Here is a 17,638-nt window from a genome sequence, read left to right on the forward strand (position 1 = left end):
ACTTACGCGTTTCTATTCGCCCGCCTTTCGTCGCGCTTCACCGCCTCCCAGAGGGCTTCCATCTCGGCCAGGCTGGCCTCCTTGGGGCTGCGCTTCGAGGCCGCCAGGCGAGCCTCGATGCTCCTGAAGCGCCGCTCGAATTTACCGTTGCAACGCCTTAAGGCAGCTTCGGAATCGACCTGCAGATGCCGCGCCAGGTTGACCACGGCAAAGAGCAGATCGCCGATCTCATCCTCCAGGCGATCCGGATCTCCTTCGGGGAGCTCGGCGCGCAGCTCCGCGATCTCTTCCTCGATCTTGTCGACAACCTGGTTTGCCTCAGGCCAATCGAAGCCGACGCGGCCGGCGCGACGCTGCAGCTTGTCGGCGCGAACCAAGGCCGGCATGGCGAGGCCGACGCCGGCCAGCGCACTCATGTCCGCATCCTTATCCTTGCCTTTGGCGGTGCGCTCTTCGGCTTTCTGCGCCTCCCAGGACGCGGTTTGGGCTTCGGCGCCGGCGACCTTAGCGTCGGCGAACACGTGCGGGTGGCGCCGGACCATCTTGTCGGCGATGCCGCTGGCCACCTCGCCAAAGTCGAACTGCCCGGCCTCGCGCGCCATCTGTGCATGGAAGACGACTTGGAGCAGGAGATCGCCCAGCTCGTCCTTGAGATCGCCGACGTCGCCGCGCTCGATCGCATCGGCAACCTCGTAGGCTTCTTCGATGGTATAGGGCGCGATGGTCTTGAAGGTCTGCTCCAAATCCCAGGGACAGCCGCCCTTGGGATCGCGGAGTTTCGCCATGATCTGCAGAAGACGGTCGAGCTGGTCGGTCATGGGCTCACTCGAGTGACGGGCAAGGGAGGGCGGCGAGGGTAGCCGAGCCGAGCGGATCCGACCAAAGCGGATCCGTCCATTTATCGCATAATGTATATTATGGAAAATTCATTCGCGATGTTTGACTTGACATACCCAGACACCTCAGTTAGTGTTGCGCCATAAGGAGTTTCCGCCATGGCGCCCATTCTTTCTGCCGCTCGTTTCCACACTGAAGAAGCCGCTTTCGAATACGTCGAGGCGCTTCTTTGGCCTACCGGCCCTGTGTGCCCGCATTGCGGCAACGCCGATGCGGCGCGGATTGGGCGCCTCCAGGGCAAGACTACCCGTCCGGGCCTGCGGAAGTGCTACGAGTGCCGGAAGCCTTTCACCGTGCGCATGGGAACCGTCTTCGAGAGCAGCCACGCCCCCTTGCGGACCTGGCTCCAGGCCATGCACCTTCTGTGCTCGTCCAAGAAGGGCATTTCGACCCGCCAGCTTCACCGAACCTTGGGCGTGAGCCTGAAGACCGCCTGGTTCATGGGCCACCGCATCCGCGAGGCCATGAAGCCCCTCCCCGAGGCTTCCGGCCCGCTCGGGTCCGGCGGCAAGACCGTGGAAGCCGACGAGATGTATCTGACCAACTCGCCCAAGACCCGCAAGCGGGCGGACGGCCAGCGACGGTATATGCAGGTCCTGAGCCTGGTCGAGCGCGATGGCGAAACCCGGTCCATGTTCATCGACCATAGCAACATGACCAGCGTTCGGGCCGGCATCTACCGGCACGTTAGCCCTGAGGCCCGGCTGGTCACCGACGCCGCCGCCTATCACAAGGGTGCGCCGGTGGCGAAGCATGAGAGCGTTGACCACTCCAAGAAGGAATGGGTCCGCGGCGACGTTCACACCAACACCCTCGAAGGCTTCTTTTCGATCTTCAAGCGCGGGATGATCGGCGTTTACCAGCACATGGACGCCAAGCATCTCGACCGCTACCTGGCCGAGTTCGATTTCCGGCAGAACAACCGGGCCAAGCTCGGGGTTGATGACGCGGAGCGGACCCGCCGCGCGATCCAGGGCGCCAAAGGCAAGCGCCTGACCTATCAAACGACTGGTAGCCAAGGGGCCTGATCGACGCTGGCTCATGCGGTACTGGCGCCGCTGGAAAGCGGAGCGGGCGCAGTTGGAATTGCCGTTTGACGATGACGAGCCTATATAGGCGCGCATGGCACGGAAGCCTGCGCCCAAGCCCGATGACCCCGAACAGTCCAAGCGGTTCATAAAGATGGCCCGCGAACTCGGGACGGACGAAAGTCCAGAGGCGTTTGATCGGGTGTTCAAAAAGATTGTTCCCATTAAGGGGACCGCTTCGGTTCTTCGAGCCGCGTCGAAAGGGTCAGGAAAAACCCATGGACGTGGTTGAAGACGTCTAGAGCTTGTCCCTCTTGGTAGTTCTCGCGCGTGTGCATGACGTGGTTGCGCCATGCCTCTCGGAAGTATCTGAACTGAGCCGCCGCCTCTGAATAGAACTTGAGATCGGCCACTTTCTTTTTCGATTTCGTAAGCTGTTCCATGCCTTTAATTTTGGATTCGATCTGGTCGATGATGTTCTTCCAGTTTTCGAGATCCAGCGATGATGGAAAGGATACTTTGAGGGTTCTTGCCAGGGCTCTTAGGCCGATTTCGGCCGCTCGCATGGCGTGAAACACCGTGGCTGTATAACTACCAACAGCCAAACAATCTCCAGACGCCGCTATCTCCTTCGACGCGACCGGAAACTTCGTCTTCAATCCCTCACCCAGTTTCAGGCGGTCCCCAAAAAATTGGGTTCGATGGGGTGGCACGAATAAGAACAGCGTGCTTCGCAGCTCGCCCATCATTGCATCGACAAGGATCTGAAATTCCCGCTCTGTTTGCGGCAGATCATCGAGCCTTTCCACCAACAGCTCGGCAGATGTTTCGAGTCCCAGCTTGCCGCAGATTTTGCTCATTTCTGTGAGGCTGCTTTTTAACGATTCCTTCTCAGACGCAGACAACTCCTCATATTCGGTGATGACCTTTGACCGTGCGGCTTGAGCCAAAGCTCCTAGCCCAACCGGAGCGGGCCCCAGTCCGGCCTGAATGCCGGCCGACTCATCCATCTTAACGGTCGTATTGCTAGCCATGTAAAAGACGGTCATCGCATATTCAATGCGGCGTCCGAGATGGATATATCTGGCGGCATAGTCTCGAAGAAGATCCAAGAGACTCACCAATTGAGAGGGGTGAAACAAACCCACTCAACATACCCCTTGCGGCTGGGTATGGGAAGTCGAACATCGCTAATTCATTGGCGATAACGTAACTGGCTCAGTGACCCACGATATATGGCCGATCAGCCCTTCGGTCCGTACTCGATGACGATCTCGGTGTTGGCGAGGTCTATCTGCGGCCGTGTCCGATAGCTCTTGCCCTGGATCTCGATCTTGTCGTGCTTGACGCCCAAGCGAACATTGAACGATCTGGGAATGACCAAGCCGGTCACCTGCTGGCGGTCGCGTTCAAGATCGGCGATGGCTTTCGTTAGCTGCCCAAGCGCTTGGACCGGCTCGGTGATGCGGAGCGTTCTGGTGGCCACTTCCGTCTCCCTTGGATAACTCTGCGCAACAATGCGGCGTGGGCTTAGCTGCCTCACGCAGGCCGGAATTCCATCATCCGCTCCGGTTCCGCCAGCTCGGCAAAACCGAAGGACCGGTAAAGCTCGTGCGCATCCGTGGTCGACAGAATCCATCGCCGGAGCCCCTGAAGATCCGGATGCGCCATGATGCATTGGATCAGCCATCGGCCGAGCCCGCGCTGGCGCTGTTCCTTGACGATGAACACATCGGCGAGCCAGGCCCTGGTCGCCCGGTCGGTGACCACCCGGGCGAAGCCCACCTGGCTCCCGCCCTCGGCGTAGACCCCGAAGCATAGCGAGCCATCGATGATCCGCTGAACCAGCTCAGGGGATATCGAAGTGATCCAATAGGCCTCGTTCGCCAGGAAACGATGGATCAGTTCCCGGTCGAGCCGGGCCGGATCATCCGACACCTCAGTGCCATCGCTACGGCGCCAGGTTTCGACCATTGCTCTTCAAGCCTCCAGCACCATGCCGTCATAGCCCGGCTCGACCCCGGGCGGCAGCTTCGCCCTCAGCTCCTCGTAGTCGAGCCATTGGCCCATATGGGTCAAGACCGCGCGCCGCGGCTGCACCCGCCGGATCCATTCGAGGGTCTGCGCCAGATGGCTATGGGTCGGATGCGGCTCTTCGCGCACGCAATCGACGATCCAGGTATCGATGCCCGCCAACGCGACATAGGCCGCCTCGTCCAGGCGGTGCACGTCGGTGGAATAAGCGATGCGGCCGAACCTGAGCCCCAGCGTCTCGGAGTAGCCGTGATCCTGGCGGAACGGGACGACAGCGACCGATCCGATCTCGAAGGCCCCGTCGATGACACGGGGAACCAGCACCGGCTTGTAGAAGAAGTCGGTGCCCACCTCTTTGAACACGTAGCCGAAGCGCTGGCGAATGGTCTCGAGGGTCGCTTCGGTCGCCCATATGTCCAAATGCGTCCGCATCATCTGGTTGACGCCGCGGAGATCGTCGATCCCATGCAGGTGATCGGCATGGCCATGGGTGTAAACGACGCCATCCAACCGCCCCACGCCCACCCGCAGGAGCTGCTCGCGGAGATCGGGCGAGGTGTCCACCAGGACCTTGGTGTCGCCCTCCTCCACCAGGATGGACACGCGCAGCCGCCGGTTCTTCGGGTTCTTGGGATCGCAGTTGCCCCACTGGTCGCCCACCAGCGGCACACCGCCAGAGCTGCCGCAGCCCAAGATCGTGACGCGCATGGATCAGCTCGGGACGCGGGCAAATACCCGGAAGAAGTTCTCGGTCGAGGCCTTGGCGAACTCGGCGCTGCCCAGCCCCTTGAGCCCAGCCACCGTCGCGGCGGTGTGCACGACGAAGGCTGGTTCGTTGCGCTGGCCGCGAAGCGGCACCGGCGCCAAATAGGGCGCATCGGTCTCGACCAAGAGGCGATCCAAGGGCACGCCGCGCACCGTGTCCCGGAGATTTTCGGCCTTCTTGAAGGTGACGATGCCGGCAAGTGAGATGTAAAAGCCAAGTTCCACAGCTTTTTCAGCAAGCTCGCGGCCAGAGCTGAAGCAATGCAAGAGGCCGGTGAAGGCTCCCTTCGATTGCTCATCGGCCAAGATGCCGGCGGTCTCGGCGTCGGCGTCGCGGCTGTGCACGATCAGCGGCAAGCCGGTCTCCCGGGCGGCGGCGGCATGGGCGCGGAAGCTGCGCTCCTGGGCATCGCGCGGGCTGTGCTCGTAATAGAAGTCGAGGCCGGTTTCGCCGATGCCGACGACCTTGGGATGGCGGGCGAGAGCGACCAGGCGCGCCGCATCCACCGCCGGCTCGCTCCCGGCTTCATGGGGATGGATGCCGACCGAGCAATAGACCTCCGGAAACCGCTCGGCGATGGCGATGATCCGGTCGAACTCCGTCACCTTGGTCGAGATCGTCACCATGCGCCCGACCCCGGCGGCGCGGGCCCGGGCGATGACCTGGTCGAGCTCGGCGTAGAGTTCGGGGAAGTCCAGATGGCAGTGGCTGTCCACCAGCATCAGCCAGCCCCCTTCCCCTTCGCTTTGGTTTTGACCTCGGCGCTCTTCGGTTCCTCGCCGGCCTCGACATAGCGCGGGAACACTCCTTCAGGCTTCGGCAGGACCGTCCCCGGCACCAGCGCGTGCGCGGGCGTGAGTACTGCGAAGCTGCGCCGATCCTCAGGCACGCCAAGCTGATCCAAGATGCGCGCCGCCGATTCCGGCATGATCGGCTGCACCAGCACCGCCAGGTGCCTGATGGTCTCCGCCAGCACCCACAGCACGGTCGCCATGCGCTCGGGGTGTCTTCCGCAACGCCCAGGGCGCCTGCTCATCGACGTAGCGGTTGGCCGCGCCAACCACCTCCCACTCCGCTTCGAGTGCGCGATGGAAGGCCTGCTCGCGATACTCCGCCTGGAGCCGCGCCAAGAGCCCGCCCGCGGCGTCGAGCAAGGTCCGATCGGAATCGTTGAGCGCGCCCGGGGTCGGCAACCTGCCCTCGCAATTGCGGTTCACCTGGGTCAGCACGCGCTGCACCAGATTGCCGAGATCATTGGCAAGGTCGGTGTTGATCCGCCGGATGAGGGCGGCGTGGCTGAAATTCCCGTCGGCGCCGAAGGGCAGCTCGCGCAACAGAAAATACCGCACGGGATCGCGCCCGAAACGGTTCACCAGATCGCTGGGCACGATGAAGTTGCCCAGCGACTTCGACATTTTCTGCCCTTCATTGGTCCACCAGCCATGGGCGAACACGCGGCGCGGCGGCTCGACCCCGGCGGCCATCAGGAAGGCCGGCCAATAGACGCAGTGGAAGCGGATGATGTCCTTGCCGACCATGTGCAGATCGGCCGGCCAAAACGTCTTGTAGTCGGGTGCCGCGGGATCGGGATAGCCCAAGGCGGCGATGTAGTTGGTGAGCGCGTCGATCCACACATACATCACGTGCTTGGGGTCACCCGGCACCGGGATGCCCCAGGTGAAGCTGGTGCGCGAGACCGAGAGATCCTTGAGGCCGCCGGAGACGAAGCTCACGACCTCGTTGCGACGGGTCCTGGGAGCGATGAAGGCAGGATTCGCTTCGTAGAACTTCAGCAGGCGGTCCTGCCAGGCCGACAGGCGGAAGAAGTAGTTCTCCTCCTCCAGCCATTCCACCGCCGCCCCGGTGGGCGCGTTGCCGTCGATGAGCTCGCTTTCGTCGTAGAAGGCCTCGTCGCGCACCGCATACCAGCCGGAGAAGCGGCCGAGATAGAGGTCGCCCGACTCCACCAAGCGCTGCCAGAGCGCCTGGCAGGCCTTGATGTGCCTGGGCTCGGTGGTGCGGATGAAATCGTCGTTCGAATAGTTCATGAGACCGCAGAGATCGCGGAAATTCTCAGACACCTTGTCGGTGAGCGCCTGCGGATCCATGCCGGATGCGGCCGCCGCCTGCGCCACCTTCTGCCCGTGCTCGTCGGTGCCGGTGAGAAAGCGCACCTGGCAACCATCCAAGCGCATGAAGCGGGCGAGCGCATCGCAGGCGAGCGTCGTGTAGGCATGCCCGATATGCGGCGCGTCGTTCACATAGTAGATCGGGGTCGTGACGTAATAACGCCGCGGGGCGGTCATGGTTTCACTCCGGGGCTGCCACCCCTTCCCTCAAATACCCCCGTCACGAACCCGCTCGCCGATCGCCAATTCATGCCCGTTCGTCTTCCAGCGCCAGGAAGACGTTGAGGATGACCTGCTTGCGGTCGAGATTGATGCTGTCGGTTCGGGCGACGAGGCGCCGGCTGTTGTCCCACAGCTCGAGCCAACGATCAAGGCTGCGGCGCCGGGCGAGCCTTCGCAAGAGCGCCGCCTCCCCGGGCAGGATTTCGCCGACTTCGGCAGCGCCGCCGGCTTCGAGCATCACGCGGCGCAGCAGGGTGAAATACAGCTCGGTCACGGTGGCGAACACATCCTCGGCCCCGGCGCGCGCGGTCTTGTCGGCGAGGCCGTGCAGCGCCTTTACATCCATGCCCGGAATCCGCTCGAGGAGGCCGACGACCGCCCGATAGAGCTCGAGTCCGCCGCCCTCGATGAGCGCCAACGCCCGGCCGATGCTGCCGGCGGCCAGCCGCACCGTGGGCTGGCGCTCGGCCTCGGGCAGATCGGGGGCGTAGCGGGCGAGCAGGCCTTCGACGGCGGACGGCGGCAGCGGCCTTAGCTGGAGGCGGCGACAGCGCGAGCGCACGGTCGCCAGGAGCTGTCCCGAAGCGTGCGAGACCAGGAGAATGAGCGCCTGCGCCGGTGGCTCCTCGAGCACTTTGAGGATGGAGTTCTCGGCGTTGCGGTTCATCTCCTCCGCGCCGTCGACGATGACCACCCGCCAGCCGCCCTGGGAGGGCGTCAGGTGCAGAAATTGCGCGATCTCCCGCGTCTCATCGACGCGAATGACCCGGCGGTCGCGCTTTCGCTTCTCGTCGTATTGGCGCTCCACGACCAGGAGATCGGGGTGGCTGTTGGCCGCAACCAGACGAAAGGTCGAATCCACCTTCGACACGCCGAGACCGGCTGCTTCCATCTGGAACAGCGCGGTTGCGGGCTGGGTTCGCTTCTGCGCCAGCACGAAGCGGGCGAAGCGGTAGGCGAGGGTCGCCTTGCCGATGCCAGGCGGGCCTTCGATGAGCCAGGCGTGCGGCATGCGCCCGCTGCGCCAAGCCTGCAGCAAGCTCTGCTCGGCGCCGTCATGGCCGATCAGGTCAGGATTGTTCCTGGGCTCGGGCGGTCCCGAGGCCGATGCGCCGCGCGCCGTCTGGCTCATGTCAAAGCCAGGCTGAAGGTGCGCGCGACCGCCTCGATCACCCGCCGGTGCACGCCCTCGGCGTCGAGGCAGGCATCGATGACGCGGCAACGCTGAGGCTCCGCCGCGGCGATGGCAAGGAAACCCTGGCGCAGCCGCTCGTGAAAGCGGCGATCCATGCGCTCGAAGCGCGTTTCCTCGCCGCTGCGGGCGAGCGCCCGGCCGAGGCCCACTTCCACCGGCAAATCCAGCACCAGGGTCAGGTCGGGCCTGGTATCGCCGACCGCGAAGCGATGCAGAGCCTCGATCGACGCCAGCTTCACGCCGCGCCCATAGCCTTGATAGGCGGTGGTGGAATCGGTGAAGCGGTCGGAGACGACCCAACGCCCGCTCGCCAGGGCCGGTTCGATGGTGCGAACGACATGGTCGCGGCGCGCCGCCGTCATCAGCAACGCCTCGGTCTCGCCGTCCCAGCGGCCGGTCGCCCCGGAGACGAGGAGTGCCCGGATCGCCTCGGCTCCCGGAGAGCCGCCGGGCTCGCGCGTGGCGATGGCGGCAATCCCCTGGGCGCCCAGCCACTCGGCCAGGCGGTGGACCTGGGTGGTCTTGCCGGCCCCCTCCCCGCCTTCGAAGCTGATGAAACGTGCGCGCATATCTCCCGCAGTCTACAACAGGGGAGACCGCAATCCCGAGGGAAGACCTTCCGGATCTTGGCCGCGGAAACCGCTTGGCGCTACTGCTTGATCGGTGCAGCACCCCAGATCAGATAGGAAACCGCCGCGCCGATGCGCCCGATCGGACCGAGCTTGTCGACTGCGGCGCTGGCGACCAGAGGCAGCTCCCGCCTCTCGATGCCCGGCGCGGTCACCACCAGCTTGCCGATCTCCTGGCCTTTGGCAATCGGAGCGGCAATAGGCTCCTCATAGACCGCCGTCACCTTCATGTCGCGCCGCGCGCGGCGCGGCAAGGTCACGCTCAGATCCTGGGCGGCGACCATGGGCACACTTTTGGCGCCGCCCAGCCAAACGGCGGCGGTCTGCGCGGTGTCGCCGGCCTTGAACAGGGTGTAGTTCTCGAACTCGCGATATCCCCATTCCATCAGCATCTCGGCCTCGCTCTCGCGCGCCTTCATCGAGGGCAGACCGTTCACCACCAAAATGACCCGGCGGCCGCTGCGCTGCATCGAGGCGGTGACGCCGTAGCCGCCGGCATCGGTGTGTCCGGTCTTGAGGCCGTCGGCGCCGCGGCCGCGATAGAGCAAGGGATTGCGGTTGCCCTGCTTGATGCCGTTGTAGGTGAAATCGATCTCGGAATCGTAGTGGTAGTACTCCGGGAAGTTCTCGATCAGGTATTTGGAGAGCATGGCGAGCTCGCGCGCCGTCATCAGATGCTCAGGATGCGGCCAGCCCGAGGCGTTCTTGAAGACACTCTTGGTCAAGCCCAGCTCGCGGGCGCGCTTGGTCATCATCTCGGCGAAGGCTTCCTCGTTGCCGGCGATCGCTTCGGCCACCACCACGCAGGCATCATTGCCGGATTGGACGATGATGCCGCGTAGCAGATCCTCGAGCTTGACGCGGGTCCCGACCATCACGAACATCTTGGAACCGCCCATGCGCCAAGCGCGCTCGCTCACCGGCAGCTCGTCGGTGAGCGCCATCTCGCCGCGCTTCAGGCGCTCATAGACCATGAGCGCGGTCATGATCTTGCTCATCGAGGATGGCGGCATGAGCTCGTCGCCATTCTTGTCCAAGAGCACGGTTCCGGTCTGGAAATCGATCATGAAGGCCTGCCGGGCCTGGGTCTCGATCGTCGGAAAAGCGCTGGAAGCGGGAGCCGAGGACTGCGGCTGCGCCGCCTGACCCTGCGCCGGCGGCTTTTGCGCCGGCGCCTGCCGGCGCGTCTGGGCCAACGCGTCGCCCCCGGTAGCGAGGCACCAGGCCAGCAACCCGAGGACGATGGGACGCATCGCGAAAGACATGCTCATGGCATCACACTCGCTCTTCCTAGGCACTTCGCAATAGCCGACAAAAGCGCCGAAACGGGGGCGCTATTCCACGACCACGCGCGCATCGGGGAAACCGGCGCCGATGACGCGGTCGAGCGTCCGATCGGCCTCATCGGAGGTGTCGAACGGACCGAAACGGACCCGATAGAATTGTTGGCCCCGCACCGTCGCCGGCGCCACGATCGAGCGGCCGACGGTTGCCAACTGCGCGCTCAACCTGACGGCGTTGGCGACATTCTGAAAAGCGCCGGCCTGCACGAAGATCTGCGTCGGGGTGACCGGCACCATGGTGACGGCAGTTTCGCTGGCCCCGGGCAAGGTCGGTTGCGCCGAGGCCGATGGCCCCGGGGCGGCCGGTGCCGGCCCGGTGAGCACGCCTCGCGGCGCTGCCGGCAGCTGCGGCGGCGCCACCGGCACCGCCACACCGGGAAGCGGCAGGCTTTGCACGGCGACCGCCGAGCGGGGGGCCGCCACCGGCAGATCAGGACGGCTCTGCACCGGATCGGCGATGGGATTGCCGGCCGAGGCGACGAGTTGCGGCTCGCTCTGTCCCTTGGTCATGGCTTCGGCGATCTGCCGGCTCTCATCGGCGAGGATCTGGACCCGCACTTTGGCGGTGCCGGGGCGCTCGAAGCCGAGGAGCTGTGCCGTCCGGCGCGACACATCGACGATGCGGCCACGGGCGAACGGCCCGCGGTCGTTGACCCGCACCACCAGCGAGCGGCCGTTTTCGAGATTGGTGATTCGAACCAGGCTCGGCATCGGCAAGGTCCGATGCGCGGCACTCACCCGGTTCAAGTCAAAGAGCTCGCCATTGGCGGTGAGCTTGCCGTGGAAATCCTCGCCATACCAAGAGGCGATCCCGGTCTCGTCAAAGCCGTAATCGGCCTTCGGGTAGTACCAGACGCCGCCGATCTGATAGGGATCGCCCACCTTGTAGATGCCCTGGCCCTTGCCGGAGCTGGGAATGCCCTTGACCGCCTGGGCAGCAAGCTGGGTCTCGGCGCAGCCGCCGAGGAGGGTTGTGAGAAGCGCCGCGAGCACCGCAGCAAATCGAATTCGACGCATTATGTAGTGGTCTCGGGCCGCCTGAATAGCAGATTTAGTAGATTAACCGCCCTCTATTCGATCTGCAAGTTGTCCAACGGCGGTTGCATAGAAAATCGAGGGGTTGTAGCGCATGATCGCACGGTAGTTGCCGTAGACGAGAAAAGCCGGCCCCTCCGGGCCGCCGGGAAGCACCAGCGAGGCAGGCAGCTCGCGCGCCGGTAGCGGCCCGCCATCGGGCCGTCTAGCGCCGAGCGCGTGCCACTCCGGCAGGGGCCTGGCGACGGTAAGACCGACAAGCGCTGCATCAAAGCCCTGGGGCAATTTCACCGCCCGCCCCCAGGTCTGATCCCCCTGCCAGCCATTCTCCTTCAGGTAGTTGGCGATCGAGGCAAAGACGTCGGGGAGCGAGGTCCAGATGTCGCGGCGGCCGCGTTCTTCATAGTCGACGGCGTATTTGAGAAAGCTCGAAGGCATGAACTGGCTTTGGCCCATGGCACCCGCCCAGGAGCCGCGCATCTGCTCCGGGGTTGCATAGCCCGCTTCGACAATACGGAGCGCCTGCATCAGCTCGCCCCGAAAGAAATTGCTGCGCCTGCCGTCATAGGCGAGCGTCGCCAAGGCGGCAAACACCGAAAAATCGCCGGTGAACCGGCCGAAATCGGTCTCGATACCCCAGAGCGCCACGATGAAGCGCGGCTGCACCCCATAGCGTTGGCTGACACGCGCCAAGAGCGGACGGTGCTCGCCCAAGAGCCGCCTTGCCGTCTCTACCCGTCGGTCATTGATCACCCGCTCGATATATTGCTGAAAGGTGAGCGTGACCTCGGGCTGGCGACGGTCGAGCTCGAGCACGCGGGGAATCGGCTGCACCCGGGCAAGCGTCCGATCGAGGGTGGCGGGAGACAGGCCCTTCTCCTCAGCCTCGCGCTTGAAGCCGTCCAACCATTGGGCAAAGGACAGCTCGTTGGCCCGCACGGGCATGGCCGAGGCGGCAATCGCAACCAAGCTCGAAAATGCAACCGCGACCCAGAGCGACAGAGGCGAACTCGGTCTCATGCGAGGAATATTCACCACGAAGGGTAGCCTCGCCAAGCCGGGCGATGGGAAGCCGCTCTATACAAGAGCCAAGGCGCGCCCGCCACACCCATGACAGCCGGGCCGATCCGCGTCCATCCGCAACCGACTCGGGGCGCCGGCCGGCGCAGGCGCGGCTTTCCCTCGGCACCCCTCGGCGGATAGCATCGGCCGGCGCCTGGCATTGGATGGGTGGCCGAGTGGTTTAAGGCACCGGTCTTGAAAACCGGCGTACCCGCAAGGGTACCGTGAGTTCGAATCTCACCCCATCCGCCAATTACAAATAATATCAATATGTTAACAGATTGCCGCCAAAAACCATCCGGCGGCGATTTGATTTTTTGGGACAGTTTTGGGACACTTGGGACAGTAAAAACGCACTCTGGTGTCCCAAGATGGCGAGCATCACGAAGCGCGGCGCGTGGCAATGGCAGGCGAAAATCCGACGCGATGGATATCCATCGCAGTCGAAAACTTTCGACACGAAGGCCGAAGCGCAAGCGTGGGCGCGCAGCGTCGAGAACGAGATGGATCGCGGCGTGTTCGTGTCGCGCATCGAAGCGGAACGCACATCGTTGAGCGACGCACTACAGCGCTACGAGAAAGAGATCACACGCAAGAAGAAGGGTTGGCGACAGGAGACCTATCGCATCAAACAGTGGCGAGCGGATCCGCTAGCGAAACGCGCCCTCGCCTCTCTCCGCAGCGCGGATTTCGCCGAGTGGCGCGACAAGAAGCTCGAAGATGGCCTCGCCGCCAGCACAGTGCGAAATCATCTCAATCTGATTTCGCATCTCTTCACGATCGCAGCCGGAGAATGGAGCCTAGAAGGACTGGTCAATCCGATTTCAACGATACGGAAGCCGAGCTTGCCCAAGGGACGCGAGAGGAGGCTCGCGCGCGAAGAGGAACCCAAGCTGTTCCAAGCTTGCGTCACCAGCCGCAGCCCATGGCTTGAAGGTGTTGTAGGAATTGCGCTTGAGACGGGAATGCGATTGTCTGAAATACTGAACTTGCGCTGGGAATACGTCGATATCGATGCTCGTGTTGCGCGGCTTCCAGACACAAAGAATGGCAGTCCACGAGACGTGCCGCTTTCGACGAAGGCCGTCCGAGTCCTAAAGGGCGTTCCGCGCTCTATCGACGGACAGGTATTCCCCATCACGCCCGATATGCTGAAACAAGCCTACTCAGATGCCGTGAGACGTGCCGGCATCAAGAATCTCACCTTCCACGATCTCCGCCATGAAGCGACGAGCAGGCTCTTTGAAAAGGGACTCGGTATCATGGAGGTGGCGGCGATCACCGGACACAAGACGCTCGTCATGCTGAAGCGCTACACGCATTTGCGGGCGACGGATCTTGCGCGGAAGCTAGGCTAGAAGCGCCACCACGCGGCCACGAGCGCAACGCTGACGACGGCTGCAACAATGCCCAACCGCAACCACCCCCTGCCCCGCTTTTCCGGCTCGAGCGCTGCTGACAGTCGCGCGATCGCGTGGTGCACCGGCACAACTGCGATCTGATGGCGGGTTGCTGCGAGTGTCATGGCGTCGGCCTCGATGCTGATTAAGAGAAGGTAGAGAGTTGCGAGCAAAACAACGACCGTCGCCGATATGGATTTACGCGCATCAGCGTTACCAGTCGCGACGCTATGGTGGTTAATGTCGGATCATCGCCGGATGCTGGCTCCTCCGGCCGTAAACTTGATAGCCGCAGAGCTCGAAATGCTCCGCAATGTCTTTGGCGATAATCTCGAGCGCACCCTGCTCGCGCTGTTTGCGCGTCAACATCGGGGAGCAGCGGAGCGCCATGCGGATGAAGGAGATGACGTCATCGCGGGGCGGCGGCTCAAGCTCCATAGGATCAAGCCTACCGCGAGAACATTGCAGGAACAAGAGGTGAGTGCGGCGCGCTGTATAAAAGGTGTGCATAGGAGGCCGCGGTTGGATTGCCCCAATGCCGGTTTTGGGAACCTTCTGTTATACGCAGAGGGATTCCTGCGTATAACTAGCTAGACGATGGGGAACCTTAGAGAGTTATACTCATTTCTGAATCTAAGTATAACCACACCATGCGATCACCAGTCCCCCAAATCCTTCAGCTCGCCTACGCTGAGTTGCTGCAACGGACATCCGATGCCGATTTCAACCAACAATTTCCTCCAAATGAAACCGGCACCTTCATTTCAAAGAGGATCAAAGATCGAACCTACTGGTACCGACAGGTACGTGACAAAGACGGAGCTCGCAAACAGATCTATGTCGGGCCCGAAACCGATGAACTGCTCACGCGCATTGCAAATCACAAGCAGCGCCGCGACGACCTTGCCGAACGCAAGAATCTAGTCTCGACCCTTCTTAGGTCGGGATATTTCGTCAAACCAACCGACGCGGTTGCACAGATCATGATGGCACTGGCGGATGCGGGCTTCTTCCGCCTGCGCGGTGTCCTCGTCGGCACCATCGCCTATCAAACCTACGGCGCCATGCTCGGCGTTCGCCTTCCAATTCAATCCTTCGCCACCAATGATCTCGATATTGCGCAAGACGCCGCAATCTCGCTTGCGCTGAAAGATGAACATCTCAATCTTCTCGACGTGCTGCGCCGTGTTGACCCGAAGGCGCGAGCCAATCCACACCGCGCCAGCAAGACCGCTACAACTACCTACACGGCGGCCGGAATTCAGGTCGACGTGTTAACCACTAACCGTGGTCCTAACACCGATACGCCACAACTTTTGCCCGCGCTCGGCACGCATGCGACCGCGTTGCGTCACTTAGACCATCTCATTTATCAGCCCGTCCCCGCTGTCCTTCTTTATGACGCCGGCATCCGGGTCACGGTGCCTGACCCAGCCCGATATGCAATTCACAAGCTCATCGTCGCGCAAGGACGACACACAGGCTCGGGAAAGGTCGTGAAAGACCTCATCCAAGCCGAAGCCCTCGTCGATGCTATCTTGCCCGATCGAAACGGCAGTCTTCTCACGGCCTGGAACGAGGCCTATGAGCGCGGGCCCAAATGGCGCAAGGAACTTTTTGATTCTCTCGCCTCATTGGGGTTTGCGGTCCGCGATCGGCTACTCCAGCGCATTGGTGCCCCCCGTGCGCTTGTGCCTGGTGCGGCACTTCACTTTGAAGACATCCGTCCTCGCTACGACTTGGAACGCGCAAGCGTCGTCTTTACTGCCCGTGACCAGGACGGCAATCCAATCTTCTGTGTCATCAGTCGTGAAACACTCGATGACCGCTACGGCGCCGACAAGTTTACGCAGGCCCAACGCGTCGAGCTCTTCCACAAAAACCGTTCTGAGTTCGAGGCCATGCTGCGCCACAAGTATCTAAAGGAGCCGCTCAGCAGCCCCGAGCCGACGCTGTTTCTCGGCACGCTGGAGTTTGAGTCCTTTCGCGCCAAGCTTGAGCCCAGCGCCAAGCGCAAGCGCCGATCGACGTAGCACGGCGATCCCAACATCCTATCACGTGCCCACGGTACCCTTGCGGGTACGCCGGTTTTGAAAACCGGCAGACCTGCAAGGGTCGCGTGGGTTCGAATCCCACCCCATCCGCCAAACGTCACTGGCGCCGAAGGATGACTTCGTCGAAGCCGACAAGGGTGTTCAGGTCTCCGCCCCGCGAACTCTGGATGTCGTTCGGATTTACCCGTGTTGCTGGAGCCAATAACCCGCGCGGCGGTCAGCAACCTGTCGACAAAAGGGGAAGCACGGTGGTCATTGCCGACCAACCAGTGACCGGCCTTGATCGAAGAAGACGACCTCCTCGGCAAGGAACGAGAAGGTGTGGCCGTCTGAGAGGATGCGCCGCCACAATGGCTCGATTAGGGCGCGATATCCTGGGGATGCGTAGGCCTCAGCCATCTCCGATGCGGAGTCGAACCTGAGCTCCTGCACGCAATCGACGGCGCCCGTTTCGACCGGCCGCGCTCCCGGCAGCCGGAACGAGCCCTCGACCACGTGATTGAGGGTCCAGCCCTTCAGCTTGCCGGAAAAACATTTCGAAGTCTTGAGGATCGCCTCTGCATAGGCGCCCGTCAGCCATGCATCGAACTCATCGCGGCTGACCCCGCTCGCCCGGCTGCAAATGATCATGAGCTTGGCCTTGCCCCTGCCCACGCGCCGCACATCCTCGACCGCGGTCATGGACACGGTGTTGTTCATGTCGATGAAGTTGAGCTCGTCCACGCGGATGCGGTCGCGGTAGATCGACGTCTGGGCAAACGCTTCCTCGTTCGAGCCGTCGCCGGGGATGTGGAACTCGGCGATGCCGGGGTACGGGAAGGGATTGCCGACCGGTCCGTCCGTGATTTTATGATTCTGCGCATACCGCGTCCGATAGGCGGCATATCCGGGCGAATTGGCGACGGTGGGTCCGTGCGTCCCGCGCCAATAGCTGTAGAACGCATCGAGAGACAGGCCCGGGCGCGGCGTGAGGAAGGCGATTTTCCTGAACTGCTTTCGAACCGGCATTCCGCCGCCCTCCTGATCATCGGCCGCTGAACTTCGGCTCTCGCTTGCCGAAGAAGGACGCAAGGCCTTCGTCGAAATCCGCTGTTCGCGCGGTCTTGACGAAGGCCTCGCACTCGATCTCCAGATGAGCGGAGAGGTCGCGCGAGAAGGAGTCATCCATCAGGCGCTTGATCATGCCGAAGGCCGTGGTCGGGCCGGCAGCGAGGCGACGCGCAAGAGCCATCGCCTCGTCTTCGAGCCGCTCGCCTGCGACAGCGCGATTGATGAGACCCAGCCGCAACGCCTCCGCAGCATCGATGCGGTCGGAAAGCATCGCCAGCTCCTTGGCCTTCCGCAAGCCCAGGAGCCGAGGCAGGATCCACGACGCGCCGTCATCGGTCGACGCGCCAATCTTGGCATAAGCCAGCGAGAAGCGCGCGGTGTCGGCGGCGACGACGAAGTCGCAGGCCAGCATCAGCCCGATCCCCGCGCCGGCCACCGCGCCATGCACCATGGCGACCGTCGGAACCGGCGAAAGCGCCAAGCCCCGGATCGCCGGGTGGAAATGCCGCATGGTTCGGTCTGCGACCTCGGCATGCGGGCCGTCGATGCCGGTGAACTTGGACACATCGCCGCCGGCGCAGAAACCTCGCCCTGCTCCTCTCAGTAGGATGGCTCTAACGCCGGCGCCCGTCTCGATCCTCTCCACCGCGGCCAAAAGCGCCTGAGCCAAAGGCACGTCGATCGCATTCAGCACCTCCGGCCGGTTGAGCGTGAGGACCGCCAAGCCATTCTCGATGGAGATCTGCAGTGGTTCGCGGTTGGTCATCGTCGTAAACGCTCAATGAGAAAGCCGG

Annotated in this window: 17 protein-coding genes, 1 tRNA gene and 1 pseudogene; 4 read left to right on the plus strand and 15 right to left on the minus strand. The window is 63.0% G+C overall.

Annotation, left to right across the window (positions count from 1 at the left end):
• Positions 1–2: 2 nt before the first annotated feature.
• Positions 3–818, minus strand: a complete 816-nt coding sequence (gene mazG / locus HY058_02085) for a nucleoside triphosphate pyrophosphohydrolase (protein ID MBI3496074.1) — start codon at positions 816–818, stop codon at positions 3–5.
• Between the two features lie 177 nt (positions 819–995).
• On the opposite strand from mazG, the gene HY058_02090 reads away from it, so the two are divergent.
• Positions 996–1,925, plus strand: a complete 930-nt coding sequence (locus HY058_02090) for an IS1595 family transposase (GenBank protein ID MBI3496075.1) — start codon at positions 996–998, stop codon at positions 1,923–1,925.
• Positions 1,926–2,149: 224 nt separating this feature from the next.
• Here HY058_02090 and HY058_02095 read toward each other — a convergent pair whose 3' ends face one another.
• The 11 genes and pseudogenes from HY058_02095 to HY058_02145 form a co-directional block, all read right to left on the minus strand.
• Positions 2,150–2,974, minus strand: a complete 825-nt coding sequence (locus HY058_02095; protein ID MBI3496076.1) for a HEPN domain-containing protein — start codon at positions 2,972–2,974, stop codon at positions 2,150–2,152.
• Positions 2,975–3,168: 194 nt separating this feature from the next.
• Positions 3,169–3,411 (minus strand): hypothetical protein, encoded by a 243-nt coding sequence (locus tag HY058_02100; GenBank protein MBI3496077.1) that lies wholly within the window; start codon positions 3,409–3,411, stop codon positions 3,169–3,171.
• Between the two features lie 53 nt (positions 3,412–3,464).
• Positions 3,465–3,899 carry a GNAT family N-acetyltransferase gene (locus HY058_02105; protein MBI3496078.1) on the minus strand — a complete coding sequence of 145 codons (435 nt, stop codon included), beginning with the start codon at positions 3,897–3,899 and terminating at the stop codon, positions 3,465–3,467.
• A 6-nt stretch (positions 3,900–3,905) separates the two neighbouring features.
• Positions 3,906–4,667 (minus strand): MBL fold metallo-hydrolase, encoded by a 762-nt coding sequence (locus tag HY058_02110; protein ID MBI3496079.1) that lies wholly within the window; start codon positions 4,665–4,667, stop codon positions 3,906–3,908.
• A gap of 3 nt (positions 4,668–4,670) precedes the next feature.
• Positions 4,671–5,447: a TatD family hydrolase gene (locus tag HY058_02115; GenBank protein ID MBI3496080.1), complete on the minus strand. Its 777-nt coding sequence runs from the start codon at positions 5,445–5,447 to the stop codon at positions 4,671–4,673.
• Positions 5,447–7,031, minus strand: a pseudogene (locus tag HY058_02120) (methionine--tRNA ligase). The gene HY058_02115 and the pseudogene HY058_02120 overlap by 1 nt, the downstream one beginning before the upstream one ends.
• Positions 7,032–7,101: 70 nt before the next feature.
• A complete protein-coding gene (locus HY058_02125; protein ID MBI3496081.1) occupies positions 7,102–8,208 on the minus strand; it encodes a DNA polymerase III subunit delta' in 1,107 nt (368 codons plus the stop codon).
• A complete protein-coding gene (locus tag HY058_02130) occupies positions 8,205–8,840 on the minus strand; it encodes a dTMP kinase (protein ID MBI3496082.1) in 636 nt (211 codons plus the stop codon). Before HY058_02130 ends, HY058_02125 begins: the two co-directional genes overlap by 4 nt.
• Positions 8,841–8,920: 80 nt before the next feature.
• Positions 8,921–10,153, minus strand: coding sequence for a D-alanyl-D-alanine carboxypeptidase (locus HY058_02135; protein ID MBI3496083.1), 1,233 nt, complete (start codon positions 10,151–10,153; stop codon positions 8,921–8,923).
• An 81-nt stretch (positions 10,154–10,234) separates the two neighbouring features.
• Positions 10,235–11,263 carry a septal ring lytic transglycosylase RlpA family protein gene (locus tag HY058_02140; GenBank protein MBI3496084.1) on the minus strand — a complete coding sequence of 343 codons (1,029 nt, stop codon included), beginning with the start codon at positions 11,261–11,263 and terminating at the stop codon, positions 10,235–10,237.
• A gap of 39 nt (positions 11,264–11,302) precedes the next feature.
• Positions 11,303–12,298, minus strand: a complete 996-nt coding sequence (locus HY058_02145; GenBank protein ID MBI3496085.1) for a lytic murein transglycosylase — start codon at positions 12,296–12,298, stop codon at positions 11,303–11,305.
• 204 nt (positions 12,299–12,502) lie between these two features.
• On the opposite strand from HY058_02145, the gene HY058_02150 reads away from it, so the two are divergent.
• Positions 12,503–12,592: transfer RNA gene (locus HY058_02150), tRNA-Ser, on the plus strand.
• Positions 12,593–12,711: 119 nt separating this feature from the next.
• Positions 12,712–13,698 carry a site-specific integrase gene (locus HY058_02155; GenBank protein ID MBI3496086.1) on the plus strand — a complete coding sequence of 329 codons (987 nt, stop codon included), beginning with the start codon at positions 12,712–12,714 and terminating at the stop codon, positions 13,696–13,698.
• Positions 13,699–13,977: 279 nt separating this feature from the next.
• Here HY058_02155 and HY058_02160 read toward each other — a convergent pair whose 3' ends face one another.
• A complete protein-coding gene (locus tag HY058_02160; protein MBI3496087.1) occupies positions 13,978–14,178 on the minus strand; it encodes a hypothetical protein in 201 nt (66 codons plus the stop codon).
• Between the two features lie 212 nt (positions 14,179–14,390).
• Here HY058_02160 and HY058_02165 point away from each other — a divergent pair, with 212 nt between their 5' ends.
• Positions 14,391–15,773 (plus strand): DUF1488 family protein, encoded by a 1,383-nt coding sequence (locus tag HY058_02165; GenBank protein ID MBI3496088.1) that lies wholly within the window; start codon positions 14,391–14,393, stop codon positions 15,771–15,773.
• A gap of 273 nt (positions 15,774–16,046) precedes the next feature.
• Here the strand turns inward: HY058_02165 and HY058_02170 are convergent, their stop codons facing one another.
• The gene (locus tag HY058_02170) at positions 16,047–16,802 is read right to left on the minus strand and encodes an EthD domain-containing protein (protein MBI3496089.1); all 756 of its coding nucleotides are present in this window, start codon (positions 16,800–16,802) and stop codon (positions 16,047–16,049) included.
• Positions 16,803–16,818: 16 nt separating this feature from the next.
• Positions 16,819–17,610 carry an enoyl-CoA hydratase/isomerase family protein gene (locus HY058_02175; GenBank protein ID MBI3496090.1) on the minus strand — a complete coding sequence of 264 codons (792 nt, stop codon included), beginning with the start codon at positions 17,608–17,610 and terminating at the stop codon, positions 16,819–16,821.
• Between the last annotated feature and the right edge of the window lie 28 nt (positions 17,611–17,638).

Source organism: Pseudomonadota bacterium (assembly GCA_016195085.1).
Lineage (GTDB): Bacteria > Pseudomonadota > Alphaproteobacteria > SHVZ01 > SHVZ01 > JACQAG01.